This is a genomic window from Antarctobacter sp. (assembly GCF_965277915.1).
GTDB lineage: Bacteria > Pseudomonadota > Alphaproteobacteria > Rhodobacterales > Rhodobacteraceae > Antarctobacter.
On the sequence record NZ_OZ255849.1, the window covers coordinates 4901565 to 4925091 of the forward strand.

Here is a 23527-nt window from a genome sequence, read left to right on the forward strand (position 1 = left end):
TGTGCTCCGTTTCATGCCCTAACGGCAGATGTTCTGCAGCGCGCGCCACTCTGCATCGCTGAGGATCGGGCGAGTTCCGCTCTGTGATCGTGCAAAATCGCGCGCCTGGTCGGCCCGTTCCGACGTGATCGGGTGAGTCGACAGGTAAGCCGGGATTTCAATGCCCTGCATGTCGTCCAGCGCGTCAAAGAAGCGGGCAAAACCATCGGCGCTCACATCCGCCTGTTGCAGCATATCCAGCGCAAAGAGATCGGCGGCGGCCTCGGCCTCGCGGGTATAGGCGGCGGTCATCAGCTTTTCCCCCACCAGCGCGATGGCCGCGCCGCCGGAGAAGTCGCCGATGATCATGGTCAGCAGGCCCGCCGACCCCGCGGTGCGCAGGGCGTGCCGCGTGGCATCCCGCGATTCGACATGGCCGATCTCATGCGCCAGGACCCCGGCGACCTCCTCGGGGCTCTCCGCCGTCTCCAGCAGCCCGCGCAGGACGACGACCTGCCCGCCGGGGGCGGCGAAGGCGTTGACCATATCGTGGTCAAGGACCTGGCTGCTGATCTGGTACTGCATCTCGCGGGTTTCGGTCAGCCGCGTGATCATCTTGTCCAGCGCGGCAACGCCCGCCGGATCGGTGCAACGCAGCGATCCGCTGCCGCTGCCCAGAACCCGCTCCATCTGGCGCACGACGACCTTGCCAAAGGCGATCTCGCGTTCGATCGGGATGATCTGGGCCAACGTATTGGCCATCGCGGGCAGGATCACGAAGAGCATCAGGCCGGCGGCCGCCACCGCCCCGCCGGTGTAGATGCCGATCTTGCGCCAGGTGCCCTTGTGCATGTCGGCGCGGAACAGGCCGGGGCGGGTGCGGTGCATCCAGGCGATCAGCTCGGGGTCCAGCAGGATCAGCCGGGCGGGATCGCGCGGCGCCTCGTCGTCGGTCTGGGCGTGGCGCGTCAGGGTCAGCCGGTCTTTGTGGCCGGTATCGCTGAGCGCGCGCAGGTCCATCAGGTTCCAGCGCAGCGGTTCGGGCAGGGTGTCGCCGGTGATGATCATGGCCTGCCGGTCGTCGGAAAGGGCGACATGAACATCATGCCGCCCTGCCGTGAGGCCATCGAAGAACTGCGCCTCGGTCTTTTGCATCAGATCGCGCCACCCACGTCCAGCGCATCGGCAAAGCCTTCGGCATCGACACCGGTCTCGGCCTCGCGCTGGGCGATGCGGTTGAGCGCGCCTGCGTTCCGGATCTTGAGCGTCTCGACATAGTGGCCCAGGATCGGCTGTGTGATCAGGATCATGCTCAGCGCCTGCACCACTACCAGCGCGACGATATAGCCGATCGCCATGACGACGCCGAACATCGCGATGGCCACGCCGGACCCGTCCTGCATCAGCGGGATGAACCCGGCCGCCACGGCGCCGACGATCCCGAAGGCCACCGAGGCCAGAAGGCTGAGCAGCAGGCCGCCGAGGATGTAGGTCTTGATCACAAAGCCGGTGCGCGGCTGGGCGTCAAAGCGGATCTCGTCCCCCAGCACCTTGTTGCGGCTGAGGTAGCCAAAGCTTTGCACGCTGTAGTGGACAGAGCCGAAAAAGAACCAGATGTAGCCGACAAAGATGCCGATCCCGCCCATGACGGCCAGTCCGACGGTCTCGCCGCTGGCGGCGCCGGCCAGGGCGATGCCGCTGACGACCATGATGCCGATGGCGATCAGGATATGGGTCATGGCCTTGTAGAGGTCGCTCCACTTGCCTTCCTGGTGGAACCGCGCGCTGCCGTAGTAGCTGCGGTCGGCCATGTATTTTTCCAACTTGAAGGTCTGCAGCGGCAGCAGGATCCCCAGCGTGATCGCGGCCAGCAGGCCATAGCCGATGGCGCGCAGGACGTAGCCCCAGGCGCCCTTTTCCATGCCGAAGCGGATGCCGCGCCAGCGGGTGCGGGCCATCTTGTAGCGGCGGGCGCGGTACATGGCGTACAGGACAAAGGGCAGCACCGCGAAGAAGGTGATGTAGATCGCCGCGACCTGCGCGATGGCCTCCTGTGTCGAGGCGGTTTCCGGATCGACCATGATGTTCAGTCCGGCGTAGAACAGCACCATCTGGATGATGCCGACGTAGATCGCCAGAAAGACGATGGCGACGAGGAAGCCGAGGAACTTCTCGACCCCGGTGCCGGTGTATTCGAAGGTGTCGCCCCCGGCGTCGACCGAGGACCAGATGTACTTGCGGATGCGGGTTTTTTGCCAGAACCGGTAGATGCCCAGCGTTACGACGGTCAGAAGGCCGGTTTTCAAGGCGAGGCCGAACAATGGGCCTTTTTCGCCGGTATAGCGGATGTCCATCAAATCTTGATCGGTATGCATTTTGCTTGTCTTTCTTTGGCGGAAACGGACGCAGGAGCGGGTGCGCGGAACATGGCGCTAGGATGCTGCCAGTGCAAAGAGGCGTAAAGTCGGGAATGCCTGCCCTTCGGGCGCTGTGGCTGATTAACGTCAGAACACTGCGGCGGGTGTGCTTGCGAGCGAAGGTGCCCGCCCTGATCCCGCCAGAGCAGGCTTGGCCCAAGGACGCATTTACGGTGTTCCTGCACCCGGGACTGCACGGGCCTGGAAAGGTGTCGTCTGGTTAACCTATTGTTAAGGCGTAATGTTTCGCGCGCGAAACGGGTCAGGTGAACTTGTTGTCCCGCGGGAAGCCGCGCGGCGCCATGCGGCCCGTCCCTGCGCGCTTGCCGGTCCATTCCTCCAGCGCCGTTTCGGTCCGGGTCCGCCCCGCCGGATCTTGCCAGCTCAGGCCCTCGGCCAGGGTAAAGGTCCGCGCGTCCGACAGCCCGCCGTCCTTGTACTTTTGCAGGCGCACACCCTTGCCGCGGCCCATCTCGGGCAGTTCTTCTAGCGCAAAGACCAGCACCTTGCGGTTCTCGCCAACCACCGCAACGTGATCGCCATCGACGGGTTTGCAGACCATCGCGCGCGACGGCGCACGCACGTTCAGCACCTGCTTGCCGCTGCGGGTCTGGGCGATCACCTCGTCCTCGGGCACGATGAACCCGTCCCCGGCAGAAGAGGCCACCAGCAGCTTGCGCCCCGGCTTGTGGATGAAGATGTCAATGATCTCGGCCTCGTTCGGCAGATCAACCATCAGGCGCAGAGGTTCCCCCATGCCGCGCCCGCCGGGCAGGTTGGCCGCCGAGACCGTGTAGAACCGTCCCGTCGAGGCAAAGACCAGCAGGCGGTCGGTGGTTTCCGCGTGGAAGATGAAGCGAGGGCCGTCGCCGTCCTTGAACTTCAGCTCGCGGTCCAGCGCGATATGGCCGGTCATGGCACGGATCCAACCCATCTGCGAGCAGACCACGGTGATCGGCTCGCGCTCGATCATCGCCTCCAGCGGGACCTCCTCGGCCTCTGCCGCCTCGGCCAGCGAGGTCAGGCGCGCACCGCGGTCCAGCCCCTTGCCGAACTTCTTCTTCACCTCTTTCAGCTCTTCGCCGATGCGGGACCATTGCAGGTCCTCGCTGTCCAGAAGATCCTCGAGGCCCGCGCGCTCTTCCATCAGGGCGTCGCGTTCCTTGACCAGTTCCAGCTCTTCCAGCCGGCGCAAGCTGCGCAGGCGCATGTTGAGGATCGCCTCGGCCTGCACGTCCGACAGCCCCTCGGACCGGCCAACGAAACGTGCGGGCACCTTGCCGTCCGTACCGTCATCGGCCAGCACGCCGCGCGCGATGGCCTCGGGGTCTTCGCGCAGGTCCAGCGATTTGACGTCGATGCCCGCCAGCGGCGAAACATAGTCGCGCTCATCGGTGGCGCGGACGACGGTGTCCTGGTGCGGCTTGGACCAGTCCTCGTACATCAGGGCGGCCTTGGGGTCATCGTCGTAGCGGATGATGTCGATCACCCGGTCGAGGTTCAGGAAGGCGACGATCAGCCCCTCCAGCACCTCCAGCCGGTTGTCGATCTTGGCCATCCGGTGTTTCGACCGGCGGATCAGCACCTCGCGCCGGAAGTCGAGGAAGGCGCGCAGCACCTCCTTGAGCGAGCAGACCTTGGGCGTCACGCCGTCGATCAGCACGTTCATGTTTAGCGAGAACCGGATTTCGAGGTCCGAGTTGCGGAACAGCATGTTCATCAGGACATCCGGGTCCACGTTCTTGGACTTCGGCTCCAGGATCATGCGGATGTCCTCGGCGCTTTCGTCGCGCACGTCGGCGAGGATCGGCACCTTCTTGGTCTGGATCAGTTCCGCGATGCGTTCGACCAGCTTGGACTTCTGCACCTGGTACGGGATTTCCGTCACGACAACCTGCCAGGTGCCGCGGCCAAGATCCTCGATGTGCCAGCGGGCGCGCAGCCGGATGCTGCCGCGGCCGGTGCGATAGGCCGTTGCGATGTTCTCGGGCGGTTCCACGATGACGCCGCCCGTCGGGAAATCGGGGCCGGGGACATATTGCAGCAGCGTGTCGTCCACCGCGTTCGGAGACTTGATCAGGTGCAGGGAGGCATTGATCAGCTCGACGATGTTGTGCGGCGGGATATTGGTCGCCATGCCCACCGCGATGCCCGAAGAGCCATTGGCCAGCAGGTTGGGGTAGGAGGCCGGCAGGACCGAGGGTTCCATCAGGCGGCCGTCGTAGTTGGGCCGGAAGTCGACGGAGTTTTCGTCCAGCCCTTCGAGCAGCGCCTCGGCCATGATGGTCATGCGCGCCTCGGTGTAGCGCGAGGCAGCCGGGTTGTCGCCGTCGATGTTGCCAAAGTTGCCCTGGCCGTCGACCAGCGGGTAACGAATGGTGAAATCCTGCGCCAGGCGCGCCATCGCGTCATAGATCGCCGCGTCGCCGTGCGGGTGGAAATCCCCCATGGTGTCGCCGCTGATCTTGGCGGATTTCAGGAAGCCTCCGGTGGAACTCAACCGCAGCCTGCGCATTGCATACAGGATACGCCGGTGCACCGGCTTCAACCCGTCGCGGGCATCGGGCAGCGCCCTGTGCATGATCGTGCTGAGCGCATAGGTCAGGTAACGGTCGCCGATGGCGCGCCGCAATGGCTCTGCTTGATCGCGTTCGGGCATGTTGGGGATATCGGCGTCCTCGTCCATAGATGTGGTGATACCTGCGCCACATCGCAGCGGCAAGCCGCCGGATGGGAAAAAACAGCGCCGAAGACCCTACGAGGGGCGCGTCAAATCGGCTATCAACGGACGATGCCGCCCGGTCGGTGGGGCGGTGACTGAATGGAGACCTGGGGAATGATTGTCCGCGGCACGATGCTGATGACCTTTCTGCTGTTGGGCGTGGCCTGGTGGCAGCTCTCGGGGGGCAGCGATTTCGAACCCGGAGAGCATGGCGTTACCATCCTGGCGGACGTGAGACCGAGCACGCCGCAGGTACGCCCGCTGGACAATTCCCTGACCGCGCGCCGCCCCGATCCCGCGCCGGAACCCGCCGCAGAGCCGCGGGTCAGCTCGCTTGCGCCGCGCGATCCGCTGCCGTCCAAGACCGTCCGCGCGCCCGAGCCCGAGCCGGAGGTTGCCGATCCCGCATCGCAGGTCGTGACCCCCGCGCCGGAGGCCGCGAGTCCCGACCCAGAGGACGAGATCGCCGCCGCACTGGCCGATGCGATCGTCAAGGACAACACACCGCCGCCAGCGCCCGATGCGGCGGAGCCGGCTGATGAACTCGCGCGTTCGCTAGCGGATGCGCTGGGGCCGGGCGTAATCCCCGAGTCCGTTGGGCCGGAAGACCCGATTCCGCAGATCGCGGGCCTGGGCGATGGTGCGCCGCTGGGATCGCGGGTGGGCGATGGCGCGGCGCCCGTGGTGGCGCCGGACGAGCGTGACCTGCGTATCGTGACCGGCACGCGGGTGAACCTGCGCGATGGACCGGCGACCAGCTATGATGTGATCACCCAGCTGTTCGAGGGCGACGAGGTCGAGGTGCTGGACGACACCGGCGATGGCTGGGTCAGGCTGCGGGTGCTGAGTGGGCTTGACGAGGCGACCGGCTGGATGTCCGACGATTTCCTCGAGGCGGCGGACTAGGTTGCGGGCTGGGGCGCGCTGGTCGGACGCGCTTTCATTTGCCGTCGGCCTGTCCTAAATCGCGCCCATGACGACACGCAGCATTCTCATCACCGGCTGTTCCTCTGGCATCGGGTACGACGCGGCGCACGGGCTGAAGGCGCGCGGCTGGCGTGTCTTTGCCGCCTGCCGGCAAGAGGCGGATTGCGAAAGGCTGCGCGCCGAGGGGTTCGAAAGCCCGCGGCTGGACTACACTGACCCCGCCAGCGTCTCCTCCGCTCTGGACGAGGTCCTGGCCGCCACGGGCGGTACGCTGGACGCGCTGTTCAACAATGGTGCCTATGCCATGCCGGGCGCCTCGGAGGATCTGCCGGTCCAGGCGCTGCGCGAGATCTTCGAGGCGAATGTCTTTGGCTGGCATGACCTGACGCGGCGGGTGATCCCCGTCATGCGGGCGCAGGGGCATGGGCGGATCGTCAATCACGGTTCGGTTCTGGGCCTTGTCGTGGCGCCGTGGCGGTCCGCCTACAATGCCACCAAGCACGCCACCGAAGCCCTGACCGACACCCTGAGAATCGAGATGCGCGACACGCCGATCCATGTGGTCACGCTGAACACCGGGCCGGTGACGTCAAGGATCCGGGTCAACGCGATCCCGCATTTCGAACGCTGGATCGACTGGCAGACCAGCCCGCGCAGGGCCCAGTACGAGTCGAAGCTGCTGAAACGCCTGTACGAGGATCGCGGGCCGGATACCTTTGAACTGCCGCCATCGGCGGTGACCGCGAAACTGGTCCACGCTCTGGAAAGCCCGCGCCCGCGCCCGCGCTACTACATCACCACCGCGACCTGGTTGATGGGTGGCTTGCGGCGTCTGTTGCCGACCCGGGCGATGGACTGGCTGGTGGCCAAGGGGTGACTCTACGCCCTGTCGCCTTTTCGAACATGTCCGCTATGTGAGACGCAAAACCCGGGAGATATCATGGCCAAGGATCCATTGTTCATCGTCGTCGGTGTCGCCGTTCTGGTGGTGCTCGGCATTCTGCTTTTCGGCATCGGGACCTTTGCCAAGGGTGGAGAATTCAACAGGAAACACGCAAACAAGGTGATGCGCTGGCGGATCGCGGCGCAGTTCATCGCGGTGATTCTGATCCTGGCGTTCGTCTGGATCCGGGGGAAATGACATGGTTGTTCTGAGCAAGATCTACACAAAGACCGGCGATGCCGGGGAAACCGCGCTGGGCAATGGCGCGCGCGTGGCGAAGTTTTCCACGCGGGTGACGGCCTATGGCACGGTGGACGAGCTGAATTCGGTCGTCGGGCTGGCACGTCTGCAGGCCGAAGGGGAGCTAGAGGGCCAGCTGAGCCGCATCCAGAACGACCTGTTCGACCTGGGCGCGGACCTGTGCACGCCCGACATGGAAAAGGACGCCGAGCGGGAATATCCGCCGCTGCGCATGGACGCGAGCCAGGTGACGCGGCTTGAGACCGAAATCGACGGGATGAACGCACGGCTGGAGCCGCTGCGGAGCTTCATCCTGCCCGGCGGCACGGCCCTTGCGGCGCATCTGCACCATTGTCGGACGGTGGCCCGCCGGGCGGAACGTTTCGTGGTGGAACTGGCCACTATGGAGACGGTGAACCCGGAAGCGGTCAAATACCTCAACCGCCTGTCCGACTGGTTCTTTGTTGCGTCGCGGATCGCCAATGACGACGGCAAGGCGGATGTCTTGTGGGTTCCGGGCGCGAACCGGTCGTAAGACCGGTGTCCTTTGCGAGCTTGGTGGAGCGTGTGTCTAGAGAACCCGCTCTGCCTCCAGCCAGACGCCGCCTTCAGGCCTCAGGGTCAGGATCATCACGGGTTTCGGATCGCGCCCCTTCACGGGTGTGAACCGGAAATTGGCCAGCAGGGTCGACAGGATGATCACGGCCTCCTGCAGGGCGAAACTGGCCCCGATGCAGATGCGCGGGCCGTCTCCGAAAGGCAGATAGGCATAGCGGTCCGGCCTGTCCCCGGCCCAACGGTCCGGCCGAAAGGCCTGCGGATCCTCCCACAGTGCGTCGTGCCGGTGCAGCGCGTAGATCGGCAGCATCACCGTGTCGCCCGGCAGGATGCGCGTGCCGCACAGCCTGTCCTCTGCCAGTGCCGTGCGCGACACCAGCCCGCCGGGCGGGTATAGCCGCAGCGCCTCGTCCACCACCTGCCGGGTAAAGGTCAGCCGCGGGACATCCTCGCCCCGGGCCAGGCCATCCGACAGCACGGCCTGCGCCTCGGCCCGGGCGCGATCCTGCGCTTCCTGGTCGAAAGCCATGAGATAGAGCGCCCAGGAAAGCGCCAGGGCGGTCGTTTCGTGCCCGGCCACGATGAAGGTCAGCAGGTTGTCGCGCAGCTCTGGCAGGCTCATCTTGCGCCCGCTCTCCGGATCTTCACCCGCGAGCAGCAGGTCGAGCAGGTCCGGCACGTCGCCCGGGCCTTCGTCGATACGGCGCTGGATGGCGCGGTCGGCCACATCGCGCATCTCGGTCACGCCGCCGGCCCGCAGGCGGCCCGGACGCGGCACCCAGTCGGGAAAGCCCAGAACGTCGAAAAGCGAGACCTTGCCAGCCTCCGAGATATAGGCGTCGATGGCCTGATGGACGGCGTCGCGCTGAAAGCCTTCGCCTGACGAAAACGTGACATCCGAAATCACGTCAAACGTGGTGGTGACCATTTCCTGCATCATCTCGACGGCACGCGGCCCGGCCTCCGCGATCCTTGCGACGGACCGCTCCGCGGCGCGGGTCATCACCGGGGCAAGGTTGAGCACGTTGCGATGCGAAAAGGCGGGGGCGGCCGTGCGCCGTTGCCACCGCCAGTGCGCGCCCTCGGCGATGAACAGGGAATCGCCAACGGCCGGACGCAGAAGGTTCTTTGTCACCAGGGACTTGGGATAGGTGTCGAGATTCTCCAGCAGGACCCGCCGGATCGCCCCGGGGTCCATCACCATGTGCCAGCGCCGACCGGTTCTGCCGGAAACGATCCGGCGTTGCAGCGCCACCTCGGGGATGATCGACAGCACGTTTTCGCGCGTGGCCCGCAGGCTGTCCCACAGGCCCAGCGGGCGGGTGACAAGCGGGACACGGACGGGCAGGCGGTCCGGATCCTGTGCTGGGGATGATCGGGTCATCTGTGGCTCCACGGTCGCTGTTGCAAAGATAGGGGCCGCGTGGGGGTCGACAAAACCCCCGTCCGATTGCACGCAGACGGGTGGCGCGTTATCGCAAGCGCCGACAAGGAGGGATGTCTATGATCCGGATCGCTGCCGTATTGCTGCTGGCCCTGGGGTTGGCCGCCTGCACGGATGCCACGAAGGACCTCGCCGGCCCGACAGAGCCTTTGGGGGATTTCTCGCTGGGCTATGTTGCCGTCGTGACCGAAAAACCCGAGCCGGCCAAGCTCTTGGTGTCGCGCGACGCGACGCCGGAGGAATGGATCGAAACCGTGGACGGTGCGATGCAACAGCGCTTTACCCGGTTCGAGGGCGAGCGTCTTTATCACCTCGGCATCAAGGTCATCGCCTATTCGCTGCCGCCGCCGGTGGTGCCGGGCAAATCGGCCCTGCATGTCGCGGTGACGGTCTTTGACGATGGCAACTGCGTCAAGATGAACAACAAGGCGCATGACATCATGGTCATCCAGGTCTTCGAATCGCGCCTGCAGCTGACCCGTGAAGAGCAGATGCAGAAGCTGGCCGAAGCCGCCGCGCTGGACATGGAGAAATGGCTGCGCGAGATGCAGGAGAGCGACGACTGGTTCACCGAGGACTATACGCCGCCCGCCAATGCAAAGCGCGTGCAGGGGGCCTGCTGAGACAGGTCCCGGCCTTGGCCCGACACGGGCCAGGGCCCACTAGGTGCTTGATTTTCGCTGCCCGACTCAATAAACGGCGCGCGATGAAACTCGGGGCGCGTCGGCGGCCCCCTCTAACGTGAGGCGTCTGAGAGATGGCAAAGGAAAAGTTTGAACGCGGCAAGCCGCACTGCAACATCGGCACCATTGGTCACGTTGACCACGGCAAGACGACGCTGACGGCGGCGATCACCAAGTACTTCGGTGACTTCAAGGCCTACGACCAGATCGACGGCGCGCCGGAAGAGAAGGCCCGCGGCATCACCATCTCGACCGCGCACGTGGAATACGAGACCGACAACCGCCACTATGCGCACGTCGACTGCCCCGGCCACGCCGACTACGTCAAGAACATGATCACCGGTGCCGCCCAGATGGACGGCGCGATCCTGGTTGTGAACGCCGCTGACGGCCCGATGCCGCAGACGCGCGAGCACATCCTGCTGGGCCGCCAGGTCGGCATCCCCGCCATGGTCGTGTTCCTGAACAAGGTCGACCAGGTCGACGACGAGGAGCTGCTGGAGCTCGTGGAAATGGAAGTCCGCGAACTGCTGTCCGAGTACGACTTCCCGGGCGACGACGTTCCGATCATCGCCGGTTCGGCGCTGGCCGCTCTCGAAGGCCGTGACCCGGAAATCGGCGAAGAGAAGATCAAGGAACTGATGGCCGCCGTGGACGAGTACATCCCGCAGCCGGAGCGTGCCGTCGACCAGCCCTTCCTGATGCCGATCGAAGACGTGTTCTCGATCTCGGGCCGCGGTACGGTTGTGACCGGCCGTGTCGAGCGTGGCGTGATCAACGTCGGTGACGAAATCGAGATCGTGGGCATCCGCGACACCTCGAAGACGACCTGCACGGGCGTTGAAATGTTCCGCAAGCTGCTGGACCGCGGCGAAGCCGGCGACAACATCGGCGCGCTGCTGCGTGGTGTCGACCGTGACGGCGTCGAGCGTGGCCAGGTTCTCTGCAAGCCGGGCTCGGTCAAGCCGCACACCAAGTTCGAGTGCGAGGTCTACATCCTGACCAAGGAAGAAGGCGGCCGTCACACGCCGTTCTTCAAGAACTACCGTCCGCAGTTCTACTTCCGCACCACCGACGTGACCGGCACGGTTGAACTGCCCGAGGGCACCGAGATGGTGATGCCGGGCGACAACCTGAAGTTCAACGTCGAGCTGATCGCGCCGATCGCGATGGAAGACGGCCTGCGCTTCGCCATCCGCGAAGGCGGCCGCACCGTGGGTTCGGGCGTCGTCTCCAAGATCATCGAGTAAGGCGCCCGCCGCCACTCGGCTCAAAATCAGGGAAGGGCGCCCCGAACGGGGCGCCCTTTTTCCTTGCGTGTTGTCCTTGTGTGGGGCGGCACTCGCGATCAAGCAGAACCCGCAAAATTTAAAAGCCGCCCGGGGTCCGGGCGGCTTTTTCGCGTGGAGCGGCTCTGCCAGTCGCCCGGGAGTGAGGCGCTTGGCAGAGCCGGGCATCCTTGCGCATCAGTTCAGGAAAGCGCGGATGAGGGCCTGCTTCTCGCTGTTGCTGTCTCCGCTCTTGAGAGCGTTGTTGATGGCGAGCACTTCGGCTGCGCTGAGGCCCGAGAAATCGGCGCCGGGCAGAACGTACTTGGCTTCGCTGTCCAGCTGGGGCGCGGTCATGGCGTTCGCGGCACCGGTCAGGGCTGCGGTTGCGACGAGGGCGGATGCGATCAGGGTTTTCATGTCAGTATCCTTTCTGTTGACGGTTGTTGTCGTGGTTGCCCAAGGGGCGATCAGTTCAGGAAAGCGCGGATGAGGGCCTGCTTCTCGCTGTTGCTGTCTCCGCTCTTGAGAGCGTTGTTGATGGCGAGCACTTCGGCTGCGCTGAGGCCCGAGAAATCGGCGCCGGGCAGGACGTACTTGGCTTCGCTGTCCAACTGGGGGGCGGTCATGGCGTTCGCGGCACCGGTCAGGGCTGCGGTTGCGACGAGGGCGGATGCGATCAGGGTTTTCATGTCAGTGTCCTTTCTGTTGACGGTTTGGCGGGTGGCCCGCCCTGTGTTGGCGCCGGTCTGTCTGTCCGACACCGGACTATCTGGGGCAGGGGCTGGCGGATTTGAACTCACAGGATGATCGCGTTTCGTCACGCCGATTTGTTCTTGAAAAACAGTTGAGTAGACAGGGTTTTGTGCGTGAGTGCACGGCAATGGTGCGGGTCAGAAAACGCTGGGTTTCAAGGCCCTCACACGCTCGCCGCGGGGCGTGAGGCGGGCGGTCAGAAGGGGCCGAAAAAGCGGGTTCACATGATGTTGAACACCGCGTTTTGGCCGACTCTCGGGCGAATGTTTCAGGATTCTCTGCAGGGCGTGATCGCGCGAGATGCCTGGAACATGGCACACCCCCGGAAATCGAATGAAAAACCCGCGTCGAGGCCCCTTGATTTCGCTGTCGGGTTGGCGTACCCCACGGCACGGCCTGAAGGGGTATAGCTCAGCTGGTAGAGCGACGGTCTCCAAAACCGTAGGTCGCGGGTTCGAACCCTGCTGCCCCTGCCAAACTTCCGGACATCATCGACGGACCGGCGCGTCACTTGTACCTGCGGTGGTGCGCGGCTGCATATGGGCGCACAACTCGTACCCGCACGCAAAAAAGGGGCCGCCTTTCGGCAGCCCCTTCTTTCAAACAGCGGTGGCGCGGATCAGTTGGCCATGATCTGGCGCGCAACCTTGTCGATCTCGCTGTTGTCGCCGCTGGTGATCGCGGTCTGCAGGCGCTGGATCTCGATCTCGGTCAGGGACGAGACATCAAGTTCCGGCGCGTAGAGATTGATCTGCGAACGCTCGAACTCGGTCAGGCCGGTGGTGACGTCCACGTCGACCGAGTCCACCGGTTCAAAGTTCACATCGGTCAGCAGGGCGCGCATCTGCGCGCGTTTCTCGGACACCGACTCGCCGCTCGCGGCGATGTTGGTCAGCTGCGTCACCTGAAGCTCGGTCAGCGTTTCGACATTCACGTTCGGAAAGAACTTTTCGATGGTCTGCGTCTCGACCTGCGATTGCGCGATGGCGCCGGTGGCGACGACGGTTGCAAGGGCGGTTGCAGTGATAAAGCGTGTCATCGTGTCTGACTCCTTACTCGTGATCCATGTTTTGCCAAGGCGTGCCGCCCTGGCGGTTCTGGGCAATCAACGGGGTGGGGAGCGTCCCGTTCCATCCGGAAAACATGTTTTTTGACAGGGGGTTGTCATGGAAATTGCAGCGCGGACGCGGAACGTTGAGCGGGCGTGCCGGTTCCATCACGACATTCCCATCAAATCTCACGCCGGCGTGACCCCTATGCCAGCGTCGCCAATCGGTGCGCGGGCCTTGTATTCATGGCTCTCTCCGCGTATTTCCTCGCAAACCACCGCACGTACGGGAAGAAACAGCATGGCAACCACCAATCCGCTTCAGTTCATCCAGCAGGTCCGGGCCGAAGTGGCCAAGATCGTCTGGCCGACCCGGCGCGAGGTTTTCCTGACCACCGTCATGGTGTTCATCATGGCCACGCTTACGGCGATTTTCTTTGCGCTGGTCGACATGGGGATCCGGTTTGGTCTGCAAACCCTGCTGTCCGTGGTCGGTGGCGCCTGAGCCGCGCCGCACAACGGACGGGAAGCGCTTGCAATACACGGCAAAGGCCGATAATGAGCCGCGATAGGGTTGGCGCGCACGGGAGTTGCGCGCCCCTTTTTGTTTCGGGCACGCCCGTGCGGGGCTTCAACAATCGAAGGTAACTCATGGCAAAGCGGTGGTACTCGGTCAGCGTCCTCTCGAACTTCGAGAAGAAGATTGCCGAACAGATCCGGACAGCGGTCGAGGAGCAAGGGCTCGAGGACCAGATCGACGAGGTTCTGGTGCCGACCGAGGAGGTGATCGAGGTTCGTCGCGGCAAGAAGGTGACAACCGAACGCCGCTTCATGCCCGGTTATGTCCTGGTGCACATGGAGATGTCGGACCAGGGCTATCACCTGGTGAACTCGATCAACCGCGTCACCGGTTTCCTTGGCCCGCAAGGCCGCCCGATGCCGATGCGCGATGCCGAGGTCGAGGCGATCCTGGGCCGCGTGCAGGAGAACGAGGATACGCCGCGCACGCTCATCCACTTTGAGGTGGGCGAAAAGGTCAAGGTCAACGACGGTCCCTTCGAGGGCTTCGACGGGATGGTCGAAGGCGTGGACGACGACAACCAGCGCCTGCGCGTGTCGGTGTCGATCTTCGGCCGCGAAACCCCGGTGGAACTGGAATTCACACAGGTCTCGAAAGAGGTCTGAGGCCGGACACCCGGTCAAAGTTCGAAAAGCGCGGGGCCTGTGTCCCGCGCTTTTCGCGTTTTCGGGCGGCGTGATTGTCAGTCGGGGTGAATGTCGCGGCGCGGGCAGCTTGCCTCCAGCACGACGGCAATCCAGTTGACGTCCGCCGCCAGCCCCATCTCGTGCAGCCAGGCGTCCTGCAGGCGATAGGCCGGCAATTCCTGTGCACCGGGGCAGTACCAATGCCCCGCTTTTGCCTGGCGATGATGGACAAGCTCATGCAGCAGGACGCTGGCATCGAAGGGATTGCGGGGGTCCCATGGCCGGATGAGGTAGACTGTGCCGCTTTCGGGATCGTAAAGGCCCCGTGTCCGGCCGCCCTTTCGAGATGCGGGCCGGGTAAGGAGGTTTCTTGCCCGGGTTTCGCCGATCACCCGGATTTGCGGGGGTGTACCGCGTCCTGGCAACTCCGTCCGGGCGTCCAGCCAGTCTTCCAGGTGTGTCACCAGGTCCGATGTCGTTTCCGCGTGGCGCCAGGCCAGCGGTTCGGCCCGTGCATTCGCGCTGGCCTCGGTCAGGGGCGGCAATGACAAAAGGAGAGAGAGGACACACGCGACGCGTGCGCCGGGGCGCAGTGTGAAGGACATGGAAGCCTCCGCCGGAATTTGGGATCTGATGCAAAAAATGGTAGGATCTCGGTCGGGACGACGCAAAAGGTGAATTTTCAACTGCGATTGAAAGGAATTCACGCGCGATGGGACGCAAGCTTCCCCCGTTCGCGGCGGTCCGTGCCTTCGAGGCGGCGGCGCGCCACATGAGTTTCAAGAAAGCAGCCGAAGAGCTGTGCCTTTCGCCCTCGGCCATCAGTCACCAGATACGCGCACTGGAGGGGCATCTGGATACACAGCTGTTTGAGCGGCGTGGAAACGAGCTGTCGCTGACGCTCACCGGGCATGGTTATGCCCAGAGCCTGACCGTCTTTCTCGACGGCGTCGCGGAGTCGACCCGTTCCGTATGCGAGGCGGGTCGGAGGCCGTTTCGGGTGCTTTGCACGCCGGGGTTCGCGGCACGCTGGCTGGTGCCAAGGCTGAATCGTCTTTCCTTTGGCGACCGGCTGCGCCTGCGGGTCTCCGAAGGGGCGCCGTCCACCGACTTTGCCAGCAATGACGCGGATGTGGTGATCCAGTGGGCGGATGACCTGACGCCCGGTGTGCGGACAGAGCCGATCATGGAATCGCACCGCTATCCAGTCATCAGTCCGGACCTGCTGGCCCGGACGCGGGTCCGTTCGCCAGAGGATCTGCTGAACCTGACCCTGATGCATGACGAAGTGCTGGACGCATGGGCCGAATGGTTCGAGACAGCGGGTCTGACCCCGCCGCAGATGCCTCGGGGGCCCGTGTTCCCGAATTGCGAATTCGCGACCACCGCCGCCGAACAGGGGCAGGGCGTGTCCCTGGCCTATGATGCCATGGTTCGCGGAACGCTGGATTCCGGGCGGTTGGTGCGGTTGTTCGATACCGTGACGATGCCTGTCGTCATCTATTCCGTGGCCTACCCCGAGTCGAAAGCCGGGGATCCCATGATCCGGGAATTCCGGGACTGGATCTTTGCCGAGGCGGCAGAAGACATGCCAAGGCCAAGGCGGGTGGCGGCGGCCGAGTAGCGCGGGATTGCGCTTCGGCCCGGGGTGACGCATTCAAGGGGCGCACAGGTCCGCCCGAGGTCGAATTGACGCCGCTTCGCATTCACAACGCAGACGCCCGCAGGCTTTGGCTGGCTTCTCACGGATTGGCAGAGGCGCCCGTGGGCGGGCCTCCGACGCTGGATGTCATCCGTGACCTGGGATTTGTCCAGCTTGACACGATCCAGGTGGTCAGCCGGGCGCATCACCACATCCTTTGGAGCCGAAACCAGAGCTATCGGGAACCGGAACTGGACCGGTTGTTGCGCAAGCGGCATGTGTTCGAGCATTTCACCCATGACGCCTCTGTCCTGCCGATGGAGATGCTGCCCTTGTGGCGGCGGCAGTTCGAGAGGATGCGGCGCAAGGCGGAAAGCTGGTCCTGGTATGTCGGTCGGGGCGACGATGCCCTGATGGACGAGATTCGGGGGCGCATCCGCGAGGAGGGGGCGCTGTGCACGCGCGACTTCGACACCCGGATCGAGGGTGAGCGCGCGATGTGGAAACGCCCACCGCACAAGAAGGCGCTGGATTACCTGTGGTACGCGGGCGAACTGGCGACCTGCCACCGAGAGGGGGTCATCAAGTACTACGACCTTGCCGAACGCGTCTTTCCCGAGGACCTGCGGAACGATGTGCTGACGGACGAGGCGCAGGTCGACGGGTTGTGCCGCGCGGCGTTGGCTCGGTTGGGCTTTGGCACGCTGGGAGAGGTGCGCAAATTCTGGGATGCGGCAGAGGTGGACGAGGTATCCGCCTGGGCCGAACGGGATGCGGGCGCTCATGTGCCTGTGCAGATCGAGGGTGTGGACGGGCGCTGGACCAGGGGTGTGGCCGTGCCGGACATCGAAGACCGGCTTGCCTCGGCGCCTGCCCCCACCTCGCGCCTGCGTATCCTCAACCCCTTCGACCCGGCGATCCGGGATCGGGCCCGGGTCAGGCGGCTGTTCGGTTTCGACTATACGGTCGAGATGTTCGTGCCCGCCGAACAACGCCAGTGGGGCTATTACGTCTATCCCATGCTGGAGGGCGATCGATTGGTCGGCCGGATCGAGGTCAAGGCGGAACGCGCCAACGGTCGAATGTGCGTGATGAACCTCTGGTGGGAAAGGGACGTGCGCGCAGGGGCCGGCCGCATGGCGCGGGTCGAGGCCGAGCTTGCCCGGCTTGCCCGCCTGGCTGGTGTCGATGAGGTCGTCTGGCTCTAGTGCCCGCATGGCAGCGCTGGCGGGCCCGATTCCATGCTTGCCAAATGGGGTGCCCCGGGTTAGACGGCGCGTTCATGCCGACCCGGGGCGACTCGGGCGGTATACCTATCGTGGGAGGCGAGGGCATCGCGATGTCCGGACCAGACCACGCCACACACTGCCCCCAGACGCGTCCGGGGGAGATGGAACAGGAGAACGCCCGTGGCCAAGAAGCTCGCCGGCAAGATGAAGCTGCAGATCCCTGCAGGCAAAGCCAACCCCTCGCCGCCCGTGGGTCCCGCCCTGGGTCAGCGCGGCATCAACATCATGGAATTCTGCAAGGCGTTCAACGCCAAGACGCAGGACATGGAGCCGGGCGCGCCCTGCCCGACGGAGATTGTCTACTACCAGGACAAATCCTTCACCATGAACATCAAGACGCCGCCCGCGTCTTACTACCTGAAAAAGGCCGCCGGCCTGAAGCCCGTCGGCAAGCGGAACCGTCCGCGCGGCGCCGAGAACCCGGGCCGCGAGACCATCGCCTCCGTGACCGTGGCGCAGGTCCGCGAGATCGCCGAAGCCAAGATGAAAGACCTCTCGGCCAATGACGTCGAAGCGGCAATGAAGATCATCCTCGGCTCCGCGAGCTCGATGGGTATCGAGGTGAAGGGGTAATCATCATGGCAAAGCTCGGAAAACGCGCAAAGGCGGCCCGTGAGGCCTTCGCCGGCAAAGAGAACATCTCTGTCGAAGAAGCCGTGGCCCTGATCAAGTCGGCTTCGAACACCAAGTTCGACGAGACCGTGGAAATTGCCATGAACCTGGGTGTTGACCCGCGTCACGCCGACCAGATGGTCCGTGGTGTCGTCGGCCTGCCGAACGGCACCGGCAAGACCACCCGCGTGGCGGTTTTCGCCCGTGGCCCCAAGGCTGAAGAAGCCCAGGCTGCAGGTGCGGACATCGTCGGCGCCGAGGACCTGATGGAAACCATCCAGGGCGGCACCATCGAGTTCGACCGTTGCATCGCGACACCGGACATGATGCCGATCGTCGGTCGTCTCGGCAAGATCCTGGGCCCGCGCAACCTGATGCCGAACCCCAAGGTCGGCACGGTGACGATGGACGTGGCCCAGGCGGTCAAGGACGCCAAGGGTGGCCAGGTCCAGTTCAAGGCCGAGAAGGCCGGTGTCGTGCACGCTGGTGTCGGCAAGGTCTCCTTCGACGAGGCCAAGCTGGTCGAGAACATCCGCGCCTTTGTCGGTGCGGTCTCGGCGGCCAAGCCGGCCGGTGCAAAAGGCACCTACATGAAAAAGATCGCGCTGAGCTCGACCATGGGCCCGGGCGTCACGGTCGACATCGTGAACGCGACCGGCAACTGAGCCGAACCGCGGATCGGAATGCAAAAGGCGGGCCAGTGGCCCGCCTTTTTTCTTGGCCGCAAACGTCGCGTTAATGGGCTTGGCGTAGATCGGACGGGACAACATTCGTCATTCGGATGGAGATCTCGATGCTCCGGCACTGCCTTTGCTGCCTGCTATTCTTCCTGATCGCCGGTCCCGTCCGGGCGCTGGATGCTCCGCAGGGGCGACCCCTTTTGATTGTCGGCGGCATGATCGCCGCGACCAACGACGGGGCGCTGGCCCGGTTCGACCGCGCCATGCTGCAGGCGCTGGATTGGCAGGAGATCGAGACCTATACCGAATTCACGGAGGGTGTGCACCGGCTGGCCGGGCCAAGCCTGGCGTCGCTGCTGGCGGTTCTCGGGGTGGAAAGCGGAACACTCCGGGCTGTCGCGCTTGACGATTACGTTCTCGAATTCCCCGTCTCAGACGCGGCGGATTTCGGCATCGTGCTTGCGATAGAGCGAGAGGGCAAGCCGTTCGGCGTCCGCAACAGGGGGCCGATCTGGCTGGTGTACCCGGCCCCGACACCAGAGGAGGCGGGACAGTTTCATACCTCGCGCATGATCTGGCAGCTGACGCGCCTCACGGTTGGACCGTGATCCGCCGACATGAAGCAGATCCGCACCTATGCCCGCACGCTACGCGCCCTGATCGCGACCATCATCGCAATGGGGCTTGCGGCGCTCTTGCTCGATTACAACCGTGCGCATGGCGAGTCGCGCGAACTGACGGTGCGCAATCTCAACAGCATGTTGTGGGGAATCAGCGAGCTGAATTTCGAAAGTCAGCGCCTCGTAACCGTTCTGAAGAATTACCAGCTGGGGCAGGCCGATCTCGAAGACGCGCAGCTGCGGTTCGACGTGTTGTGGAGCCGGGTTGACGTGGTGCGGGTCAGCCGGTTCGGGGACTCGACGGGCTTTCCCGAACTGGTCGCCGATTTTGACAAGTTTCTCGACGCTGGCGACGCCATCCTGTTCGCGGAGTTGCCGCCGACCGACATTCAGCTGGATTGGATCATGGCGCGGTTGAAAGCCCTGACGATCCGCAGCCGGCAACTCTGGTCAGGCAATTTCGGCACCCAGAACCCGGCAAGGATCGTGCTGGACGAATTCGAGGATCGCAGCGCGACCCGGCTGACCAACTTCGGGGCGCTCACTCTCCTGACGCTGTTGATGATGTATGTCTTGGCCGAGCTTTTCCTTGCCGGGCGCGGACAGCGCAAGGAGGCCGAACTGCGCCACGAGGCCGCCGAGGCCAACGCGGCCAAGACGCGCTTTCTGGCCAATGTCAGCCACGAGATCCGGACACCGCTGAACGGCATCCTGGGCATGGCCTCGGAGCTGTCCGAATCGCAATTGACCGAGGATCAGGCGCAATGCCTGCGGATCATCGAACAATCGGGCACGGTCCTTTTGGGCACGATCAACGACGTCCTGGACCTGTCCCGGATCGAGGCCGGACAGTTGAGCGTGGAAGCCCGCCCGTTTGCCCTGCGCGGCCTGGTCGAGGCGGCTTGCGCGCTATACGGGGCGCGGGCGCGGGAAAAGGACCTGTACCTGACGCTGGACATACAGGAGAACCTGCCGCCGATCCTGATGGGCGACGAGTTCCGCATCCGGCAGGTGCTGCACAACCTGATCGCAAACGCGGTGAAATTCACCTCGGAAGGGGGTGTCATGGTGCGCGTGCGGCCCGACCTGGACGGCAGCCGCCTTGTCATCGCTGTCCAGGACAGCGGGCCGGGCATCGAGCGTGAGGCACAGTCCCGGATATTCGAACCCTTCCTGCAGGCGGATGCCAGCGTCACCCGCCGTCACGGCGGCAGCGGGCTGGGGCTGACGATCTCGCGCCAGCTGTGCCAGGCGATGGGCGGCGATCTCATGGTCGTCAGCCGGCCGGGCCACGGGGCCACCTTCTTTTGTGACCTCCCGCTGCGCGCGGCCAACGCCGAGGAGGCGCGGCAGGTCCGGGTCGAGACGGCCCGTCCGCCGAACCTGGCGGGGCGCTGCATCCTGGTCGCAGACGACAATGCGACCAATCGGCTGATTCTCGACCGCTTTCTGCGTAACACCGGGGCCGAGGTCCGGTTCGCCGAAAACGGGGAAGAGGCGGTCGATCTGGTGCGCTCGGGAGCGATCGACATGGTCCTGATGGATGTGCAGATGCCCGTCATGGACGGTGTCGTCGCCACGCGCGAGATCCGCCGCATCGAGGGGGGCGGTGGCGCCCACCGCACAGGCATCATCGCCGTCACCGCCAACGTGCTGAGCCACCAGGTCCAGAGCTATCGTGATGCCGGCATGGACGACGTGCTGTGCAAGCCGGTGTCCAAGCGTGATCTGATGGTGGTGCTCGCGGACCACATGGCGGTTTCGCCGCCGCCCGTCGGGGCCGGGACGCGGGATCGCTATTTGCGCGCCTCGTCTTCCTGAACTTTGCGCGATCGGCTAGAGGAAGGGGCATGAAGCGATTTCTGCTCTTGCTGCCTCTGATCGCAATTGGCGGGCTGGTGTTGAACTGGCAGCTGACGCCGCCTTCGCATGACCGGGACTGGCGCGCGGACTACAGCCGCTTGCCCGGCGTTGCGCGGTCCGGCGACACCTTCCGGATCGAGAACATTCGCGATTGGGACTATGCCGAGGACGGGTCGGTGACGCGGCAGGAGTGGATCACGCGCGAGATCGACCCGGATGGCTTGAGCCAGGCCTATTTCCTTGTCGAACCTTTCGGCAGCATCGACGCCATCGCCCATACCATGCTGGTTTTCGCCTTCGAGGACGGATCGGCCTATGTCGCGTCGATCGAGGCCCGTCGCGAAGTGGGTGAGGCCTACAGCGCCCCGAAGGCGGCGGTCTTGCCGATCTTCGAATACATCTTTGTCTGGACGACCGAACGCGACATGTATGGCAACAGCGAATTCATGGCGGGGGATGAGTTGTTCCTCTACCCCCTCGACATTCCGCTGGCGCAGCAGCAGGCGGTGCTGCGCGCGGTCATCGCCGAAACCGCCGAGATCCAGCGGGAACCGCGCTGGTATAACACGCTGTTCTCCAATTGCACCAACGTCCTTGCGCGGACGGTCAACAAGATCGCACCGGACGCGGTGCCCTTTGACAAGGCCTGGTTCCTGACCGGCTACGCGGATGAATTCCTCTACGCCGAGGGGTTCATCGCGCCGGGCGAGAGTTTCGAGGCAGTCCGGGATGCGGCGCTGATCTCTCCGCTGATCCGCGAGTTGTATGACATCTCTGATCCGGTCGCCTTTTCCCGTGCCTTCCGGGAGCGCCGGGCAGGGGGCTAGGCAGAAATCTGGCCGCACCCGCAGATGCCCCCTTGGCAATGCGCGCGATAATGTTAAAGAACGGCCCTGCACAGCGGGGCTCGATTCGTCGTGAGCCGTTTGCATTTCGTCCGAGACGGTGGGTTGGCCGAGGCCGCTAAATCCTGCCCGAGACGGGAAGAGACATCTTTTCAGGCCGCGACCCGTGCGCGCGCCCCACAGGATGCGTCGACCCTCATTCGGACTTCAATGGCAGGGGAAACCTTGCCGGAAAGAGCCGGAGGGTCCGCCCTCCAACAACTGGAGTGAAACTGTGGATAGAGCCCAGAAAGAAAAGGTGGTCGAAGAACTCGGCCAGGTCTTCGAAAGCTCTGGCGTCGTGGTGGTTGCCCGCTACGAAGGTCTCACGGTTGCCGAAATGACGGACCTGCGCGGTCGTGCCCGTAACGGGGACGCCGTGGTCCGTGTCGCCAAGAACAGGCTCGCCAGGATCGCCGTCGACGGAACGCAGTGCGAAGGTATCGCACCGCTCCTGGGCGGCATGACTGTTCTCACCTACTCCGAGGACCCCGTGGCTGCGGCCAAGGTCGTCGAGGACTTTGCCAAGGACAACAAGAAATTCGAGATCCTTGGCGGGTCGATGGGTGGAACGACCCTGGACCGGGCCGGTGTCGAAGCCGTGTCGAAAATGCCGTCGCGCGACGAACTCATCGCGTCGATCGTCGGCTGCATCGGCGCACCCGCTTCGAACATCGCCGGTGCCATTGGCGCACCTGCTTCGAACATCGCCTCCATCCTGTCGACCATCGAGGAAAAGCAGGAAGCGGCGTAAGGCAAACCGCAATGACCCTCGTGGGGAATTCTCCCTGACGTTGGAAAACACATCTAAACGGAAAGAGTCTCAAAATGGCTGATCTTAAAGCACTCGCCGAGCAAATCGTGGGCCTGACCCTGCTCGAGGCACAAGAACTGAAAACCATCCTCAAGGACGAATACGGCATCGAGCCGGCAGCCGGTGGCGCCGTCATGATGGCCGGTCCGGCCGGCGACGCCGGTGGCGAAGCCGCTGAGGAGCAGACCGAGTTCGACGTCATCCTGAAGTCGGCCGGCGACAAGAAGATCAACGTGATCAAGGAAGTCCGCGGCATCACCGGCCTGGGCCTGAAAGAAGCCAAAGAGCTGGTCGAAGCCGGCGGCAAGGCTGTCAAGGAAGGCGTTTCCAAGGACGAAGCCGAGGAAATCAAGAAAAAGCTCGAAGACGCAGGCGCGGAAATCGAGCTCAAGTGATCTGGCGGGAAGCAGCCGCTTCCCCGTCCATTTCGGAACGCCTCCGGTCCTGCCGGAGGCGTTTTTCTTTGGTGAGGCCAAGGCCGGTGGCCGCATTCAGAGCTGGTCGGAAGGCGGCGAAGGGTGCCGCAAATCGCATCCCAGCTTGACGATCTGGCGAACTTTTGCCATTCTATCTGGGTGTGGAAATCGCAACGCTCCTTCTGTGGGCTTGCGTTCTTGTGCTTAACCGAATATTCGAAAGTCTCCTGCGGGGTCGAGCGATTCGAGCCCGCTATCGGCTTTTTGGATTGCGAGGTGTCGGCAACTCCCCATTTAAATGTCAGCGCATGGTCCCAAGTCGTCCCGTCAATCCCGAAAATGCAGCTGGATCGACGCCTGGCAACGCCATGACCCTCGATTTTGCGCTGATCTCCGAACATGAACGCCCGTCTTGGCAAGCCCCTCTGTCCGAGGGGCTTCCCAAGGCAGGACACTACGGATCGAGTGGCACGCGGTGGGACGCGCGCCGAGAATGGATCTGAATGACTGTCATCA

The 23527-nt window shown here is 64.1% G+C and carries 26 protein-coding genes and 1 tRNA gene; 19 read left to right on the forward strand and 8 right to left on the reverse strand.

Annotation, left to right across the window (positions count from 1 at the left end):
- Positions 1–18 precede the first annotated feature (18 nt).
- From ACQY5B_RS24810 to ACQY5B_RS24820, 3 genes are all read right to left on the reverse strand, one after another.
- On the reverse strand, positions 19–1134 hold the full coding sequence (locus ACQY5B_RS24810; RefSeq protein WP_420326888.1) for a M48 family metallopeptidase: 1116 nt from the start codon (positions 1132–1134) through the stop codon (positions 19–21).
- On the reverse strand, positions 1134–2354 hold the full coding sequence (locus ACQY5B_RS24815) for a YjgN family protein (RefSeq protein WP_420326887.1): 1221 nt from the start codon (positions 2352–2354) through the stop codon (positions 1134–1136). The genes ACQY5B_RS24810 and ACQY5B_RS24815 overlap by 1 nt, the downstream gene beginning before the upstream one ends.
- A 304-nt stretch (positions 2355–2658) precedes the next feature.
- Positions 2659–5082, reverse strand: coding sequence for a DNA topoisomerase IV subunit A (locus tag ACQY5B_RS24820; RefSeq protein WP_305971664.1), 2424 nt, complete (start codon positions 5080–5082; stop codon positions 2659–2661).
- A 135-nt stretch (positions 5083–5217) separates the two neighbouring features.
- Between ACQY5B_RS24820 and ACQY5B_RS24825 the strand changes: the two genes are divergently transcribed.
- The 4 genes from ACQY5B_RS24825 to ACQY5B_RS24840 all read left to right on the forward strand — a co-directional run bounded on the left by ACQY5B_RS24825 (position 5218) and on the right by ACQY5B_RS24840 (position 7763).
- Entirely contained in the window at positions 5218–6024 is an 807-nt protein-coding gene (locus ACQY5B_RS24825) for an SH3 domain-containing protein (protein WP_306043528.1), read from the forward strand.
- A 67-nt stretch (positions 6025–6091) separates the two neighbouring features.
- Positions 6092–6922, forward strand: coding sequence for an SDR family NAD(P)-dependent oxidoreductase (locus ACQY5B_RS24830; RefSeq protein WP_420326886.1), 831 nt, complete (start codon positions 6092–6094; stop codon positions 6920–6922).
- 63 nt (positions 6923–6985) lie between these two features.
- Complete coding sequence (locus tag ACQY5B_RS24835; RefSeq protein WP_043137474.1) at positions 6986–7186, forward strand: twin transmembrane helix small protein; 201 nt, start codon at positions 6986–6988, stop codon at positions 7184–7186.
- 1 nt (position 7187) lies between these two features.
- Positions 7188–7763, forward strand: a complete 576-nt coding sequence (locus tag ACQY5B_RS24840) for a cob(I)yrinic acid a,c-diamide adenosyltransferase (RefSeq protein WP_420326885.1) — start codon at positions 7188–7190, stop codon at positions 7761–7763.
- Positions 7764–7799: 36 nt separating this feature from the next.
- Here the strand turns inward: ACQY5B_RS24840 and ACQY5B_RS24845 are convergent, their stop codons facing one another.
- Complete coding sequence (locus ACQY5B_RS24845) at positions 7800–9170, reverse strand: cytochrome P450 (protein WP_420326884.1); 1371 nt, start codon at positions 9168–9170, stop codon at positions 7800–7802.
- A gap of 119 nt (positions 9171–9289) precedes the next feature.
- Between ACQY5B_RS24845 and ACQY5B_RS24850 the strand changes: the two genes are divergently transcribed.
- On the forward strand, positions 9290–9853 hold the full coding sequence (locus ACQY5B_RS24850; RefSeq protein ID WP_305971659.1) for a hypothetical protein: 564 nt from the start codon (positions 9290–9292) through the stop codon (positions 9851–9853).
- 134 nt (positions 9854–9987) lie between these two features.
- Complete coding sequence (gene tuf / locus ACQY5B_RS24855) at positions 9988–11163, forward strand: elongation factor Tu (RefSeq protein ID WP_420326874.1); 1176 nt, start codon at positions 9988–9990, stop codon at positions 11161–11163.
- Between the two features lie 216 nt (positions 11164–11379).
- Here the strand turns inward: tuf and ACQY5B_RS24860 are convergent, their stop codons facing one another.
- Positions 11380–11601, reverse strand: coding sequence for a hypothetical protein (locus ACQY5B_RS24860; RefSeq protein WP_305971657.1), 222 nt, complete (start codon positions 11599–11601; stop codon positions 11380–11382).
- A gap of 50 nt (positions 11602–11651) precedes the next feature.
- Positions 11652–11873, reverse strand: coding sequence for a hypothetical protein (locus tag ACQY5B_RS24865; protein ID WP_305971657.1), 222 nt, complete (start codon positions 11871–11873; stop codon positions 11652–11654).
- Between the two features lie 464 nt (positions 11874–12337).
- Between ACQY5B_RS24865 and ACQY5B_RS24870 the strand changes: the two genes are divergently transcribed.
- Positions 12338–12413, forward strand: a tRNA-Trp gene (locus ACQY5B_RS24870).
- 143 nt (positions 12414–12556) lie between these two features.
- On the opposite strand, the gene ACQY5B_RS24875 is transcribed toward ACQY5B_RS24870, so the two are convergent.
- Entirely contained in the window at positions 12557–12976 is a 420-nt protein-coding gene (locus ACQY5B_RS24875) for a hypothetical protein (protein WP_420326883.1), read from the reverse strand.
- A gap of 310 nt (positions 12977–13286) precedes the next feature.
- Between ACQY5B_RS24875 and secE the strand changes: the two genes are divergently transcribed.
- Positions 13287–13490: a preprotein translocase subunit SecE gene (gene secE / locus ACQY5B_RS24880; RefSeq protein ID WP_305972272.1), complete on the forward strand. Its 204-nt coding sequence runs from the start codon at positions 13287–13289 to the stop codon at positions 13488–13490.
- 146 nt (positions 13491–13636) lie between these two features.
- Positions 13637–14170, forward strand: a complete 534-nt coding sequence (gene nusG / locus ACQY5B_RS24885) for a transcription termination/antitermination protein NusG (RefSeq protein WP_305972271.1) — start codon at positions 13637–13639, stop codon at positions 14168–14170.
- Between the two features lie 77 nt (positions 14171–14247).
- Here nusG and ACQY5B_RS24890 read toward each other — a convergent pair whose 3' ends face one another.
- Complete coding sequence (locus ACQY5B_RS24890; RefSeq protein ID WP_420326882.1) at positions 14248–14796, reverse strand: DUF6647 family protein; 549 nt, start codon at positions 14794–14796, stop codon at positions 14248–14250.
- 107 nt (positions 14797–14903) lie between these two features.
- On the opposite strand from ACQY5B_RS24890, the gene ACQY5B_RS24895 reads away from it, so the two are divergent.
- From ACQY5B_RS24895 to ACQY5B_RS24940, 10 genes are all read left to right on the forward strand, one after another.
- Positions 14904–15815, forward strand: coding sequence for a LysR substrate-binding domain-containing protein (locus ACQY5B_RS24895; RefSeq protein ID WP_420326881.1), 912 nt, complete (start codon positions 14904–14906; stop codon positions 15813–15815).
- Between the two features lie 140 nt (positions 15816–15955).
- Positions 15956–17041 carry a winged helix-turn-helix domain-containing protein gene (locus ACQY5B_RS24900; protein WP_420326880.1) on the forward strand — a complete coding sequence of 362 codons (1086 nt, stop codon included), beginning with the start codon at positions 15956–15958 and terminating at the stop codon, positions 17039–17041.
- Positions 17042–17242: 201 nt separating this feature from the next.
- Positions 17243–17695: a 50S ribosomal protein L11 gene (gene rplK, locus ACQY5B_RS24905; protein WP_043137451.1), complete on the forward strand. Its 453-nt coding sequence runs from the start codon at positions 17243–17245 to the stop codon at positions 17693–17695.
- Between the two features lie 5 nt (positions 17696–17700).
- Entirely contained in the window at positions 17701–18399 is a 699-nt protein-coding gene (gene rplA, locus ACQY5B_RS24910; protein WP_305972267.1) for a 50S ribosomal protein L1, read from the forward strand.
- A gap of 128 nt (positions 18400–18527) precedes the next feature.
- Complete coding sequence (locus ACQY5B_RS24915; RefSeq protein ID WP_420326879.1) at positions 18528–19022, forward strand: putative pterin-binding protein; 495 nt, start codon at positions 18528–18530, stop codon at positions 19020–19022.
- A gap of 9 nt (positions 19023–19031) precedes the next feature.
- Positions 19032–20855, forward strand: coding sequence for an ATP-binding protein (locus ACQY5B_RS24920; protein ID WP_420326878.1), 1824 nt, complete (start codon positions 19032–19034; stop codon positions 20853–20855).
- A 29-nt stretch (positions 20856–20884) separates the two neighbouring features.
- Complete coding sequence (locus tag ACQY5B_RS24925; RefSeq protein WP_420326877.1) at positions 20885–21724, forward strand: lipoprotein N-acyltransferase Lnb domain-containing protein; 840 nt, start codon at positions 20885–20887, stop codon at positions 21722–21724.
- Positions 21725–22016: 292 nt separating this feature from the next.
- Entirely contained in the window at positions 22017–22535 is a 519-nt protein-coding gene (gene rplJ, locus ACQY5B_RS24930; RefSeq protein ID WP_305972263.1) for a 50S ribosomal protein L10, read from the forward strand.
- A 74-nt stretch (positions 22536–22609) separates the two neighbouring features.
- On the forward strand, positions 22610–22990 hold the full coding sequence (rplL, locus tag ACQY5B_RS24935; RefSeq protein ID WP_305972262.1) for a 50S ribosomal protein L7/L12: 381 nt from the start codon (positions 22610–22612) through the stop codon (positions 22988–22990).
- Between the two features lie 389 nt (positions 22991–23379).
- Positions 23380–23514 (forward strand): hypothetical protein, encoded by a 135-nt coding sequence (locus ACQY5B_RS24940; RefSeq protein WP_305972261.1) that lies wholly within the window; start codon positions 23380–23382, stop codon positions 23512–23514.
- The last annotated feature ends 13 nt before the right edge of the window (positions 23515–23527 follow it).

Excerpts from the sequence above, each read along its gene's own strand:
- ACQY5B_RS24810 (WP_420326888.1), bottom strand. The coding sequence starts at position 1,134 with ATGCAAAAGACCGAGGCGCAGTTCTTCGATGGCCTCACGGCAGGGCGG.
- ACQY5B_RS24815 (WP_420326887.1), bottom strand. The coding sequence starts at position 2,354 with ATGCATACCGATCAAGATTTGATGGACATCCGCTATACCGGCGAAAAA.
- ACQY5B_RS24820 (WP_305971664.1), bottom strand. The coding sequence starts at position 5,082 with ATGGACGAGGACGCCGATATCCCCAACATGCCCGAACGCGATCAAGCA.
- ACQY5B_RS24825 (WP_306043528.1), top strand. The coding sequence starts at position 5,218 with ATGGAGACCTGGGGAATGATTGTCCGCGGCACGATGCTGATGACCTTT.
- ACQY5B_RS24830 (WP_420326886.1), top strand. The coding sequence starts at position 6,092 with ATGACGACACGCAGCATTCTCATCACCGGCTGTTCCTCTGGCATCGGG.
- ACQY5B_RS24835 (WP_043137474.1), top strand. The coding sequence starts at position 6,986 with ATGGCCAAGGATCCATTGTTCATCGTCGTCGGTGTCGCCGTTCTGGTG.
- ACQY5B_RS24840 (WP_420326885.1), top strand. The coding sequence starts at position 7,188 with ATGGTTGTTCTGAGCAAGATCTACACAAAGACCGGCGATGCCGGGGAA.
- ACQY5B_RS24845 (WP_420326884.1), bottom strand. The coding sequence starts at position 9,170 with ATGACCCGATCATCCCCAGCACAGGATCCGGACCGCCTGCCCGTCCGT.
- ACQY5B_RS24850 (WP_305971659.1), top strand. The coding sequence starts at position 9,290 with ATGATCCGGATCGCTGCCGTATTGCTGCTGGCCCTGGGGTTGGCCGCC.
- tuf (WP_420326874.1), top strand. The coding sequence starts at position 9,988 with ATGGCAAAGGAAAAGTTTGAACGCGGCAAGCCGCACTGCAACATCGGC.
- ACQY5B_RS24860 (WP_305971657.1), bottom strand. The coding sequence starts at position 11,601 with ATGAAAACCCTGATCGCATCCGCCCTCGTCGCAACCGCAGCCCTGACC.
- ACQY5B_RS24865 (WP_305971657.1), bottom strand. The coding sequence starts at position 11,873 with ATGAAAACCCTGATCGCATCCGCCCTCGTCGCAACCGCAGCCCTGACC.
- ACQY5B_RS24875 (WP_420326883.1), bottom strand. The coding sequence starts at position 12,976 with ATGACACGCTTTATCACTGCAACCGCCCTTGCAACCGTCGTCGCCACC.
- secE (WP_305972272.1), top strand. The coding sequence starts at position 13,287 with ATGGCAACCACCAATCCGCTTCAGTTCATCCAGCAGGTCCGGGCCGAA.
- nusG (WP_305972271.1), top strand. The coding sequence starts at position 13,637 with ATGGCAAAGCGGTGGTACTCGGTCAGCGTCCTCTCGAACTTCGAGAAG.
- ACQY5B_RS24890 (WP_420326882.1), bottom strand. The coding sequence starts at position 14,796 with ATGTCCTTCACACTGCGCCCCGGCGCACGCGTCGCGTGTGTCCTCTCT.
- ACQY5B_RS24895 (WP_420326881.1), top strand. The coding sequence starts at position 14,904 with ATGGGACGCAAGCTTCCCCCGTTCGCGGCGGTCCGTGCCTTCGAGGCG.
- rplA (WP_305972267.1), top strand. The coding sequence starts at position 17,701 with ATGGCAAAGCTCGGAAAACGCGCAAAGGCGGCCCGTGAGGCCTTCGCC.
- ACQY5B_RS24915 (WP_420326879.1), top strand. The coding sequence starts at position 18,528 with ATGCTCCGGCACTGCCTTTGCTGCCTGCTATTCTTCCTGATCGCCGGT.
- ACQY5B_RS24920 (WP_420326878.1), top strand. The coding sequence starts at position 19,032 with ATGAAGCAGATCCGCACCTATGCCCGCACGCTACGCGCCCTGATCGCG.
- ACQY5B_RS24925 (WP_420326877.1), top strand. The coding sequence starts at position 20,885 with ATGAAGCGATTTCTGCTCTTGCTGCCTCTGATCGCAATTGGCGGGCTG.
- rplL (WP_305972262.1), top strand. The coding sequence starts at position 22,610 with ATGGCTGATCTTAAAGCACTCGCCGAGCAAATCGTGGGCCTGACCCTG.
- ACQY5B_RS24940 (WP_305972261.1), top strand. The coding sequence starts at position 23,380 with ATGACCCTCGATTTTGCGCTGATCTCCGAACATGAACGCCCGTCTTGG.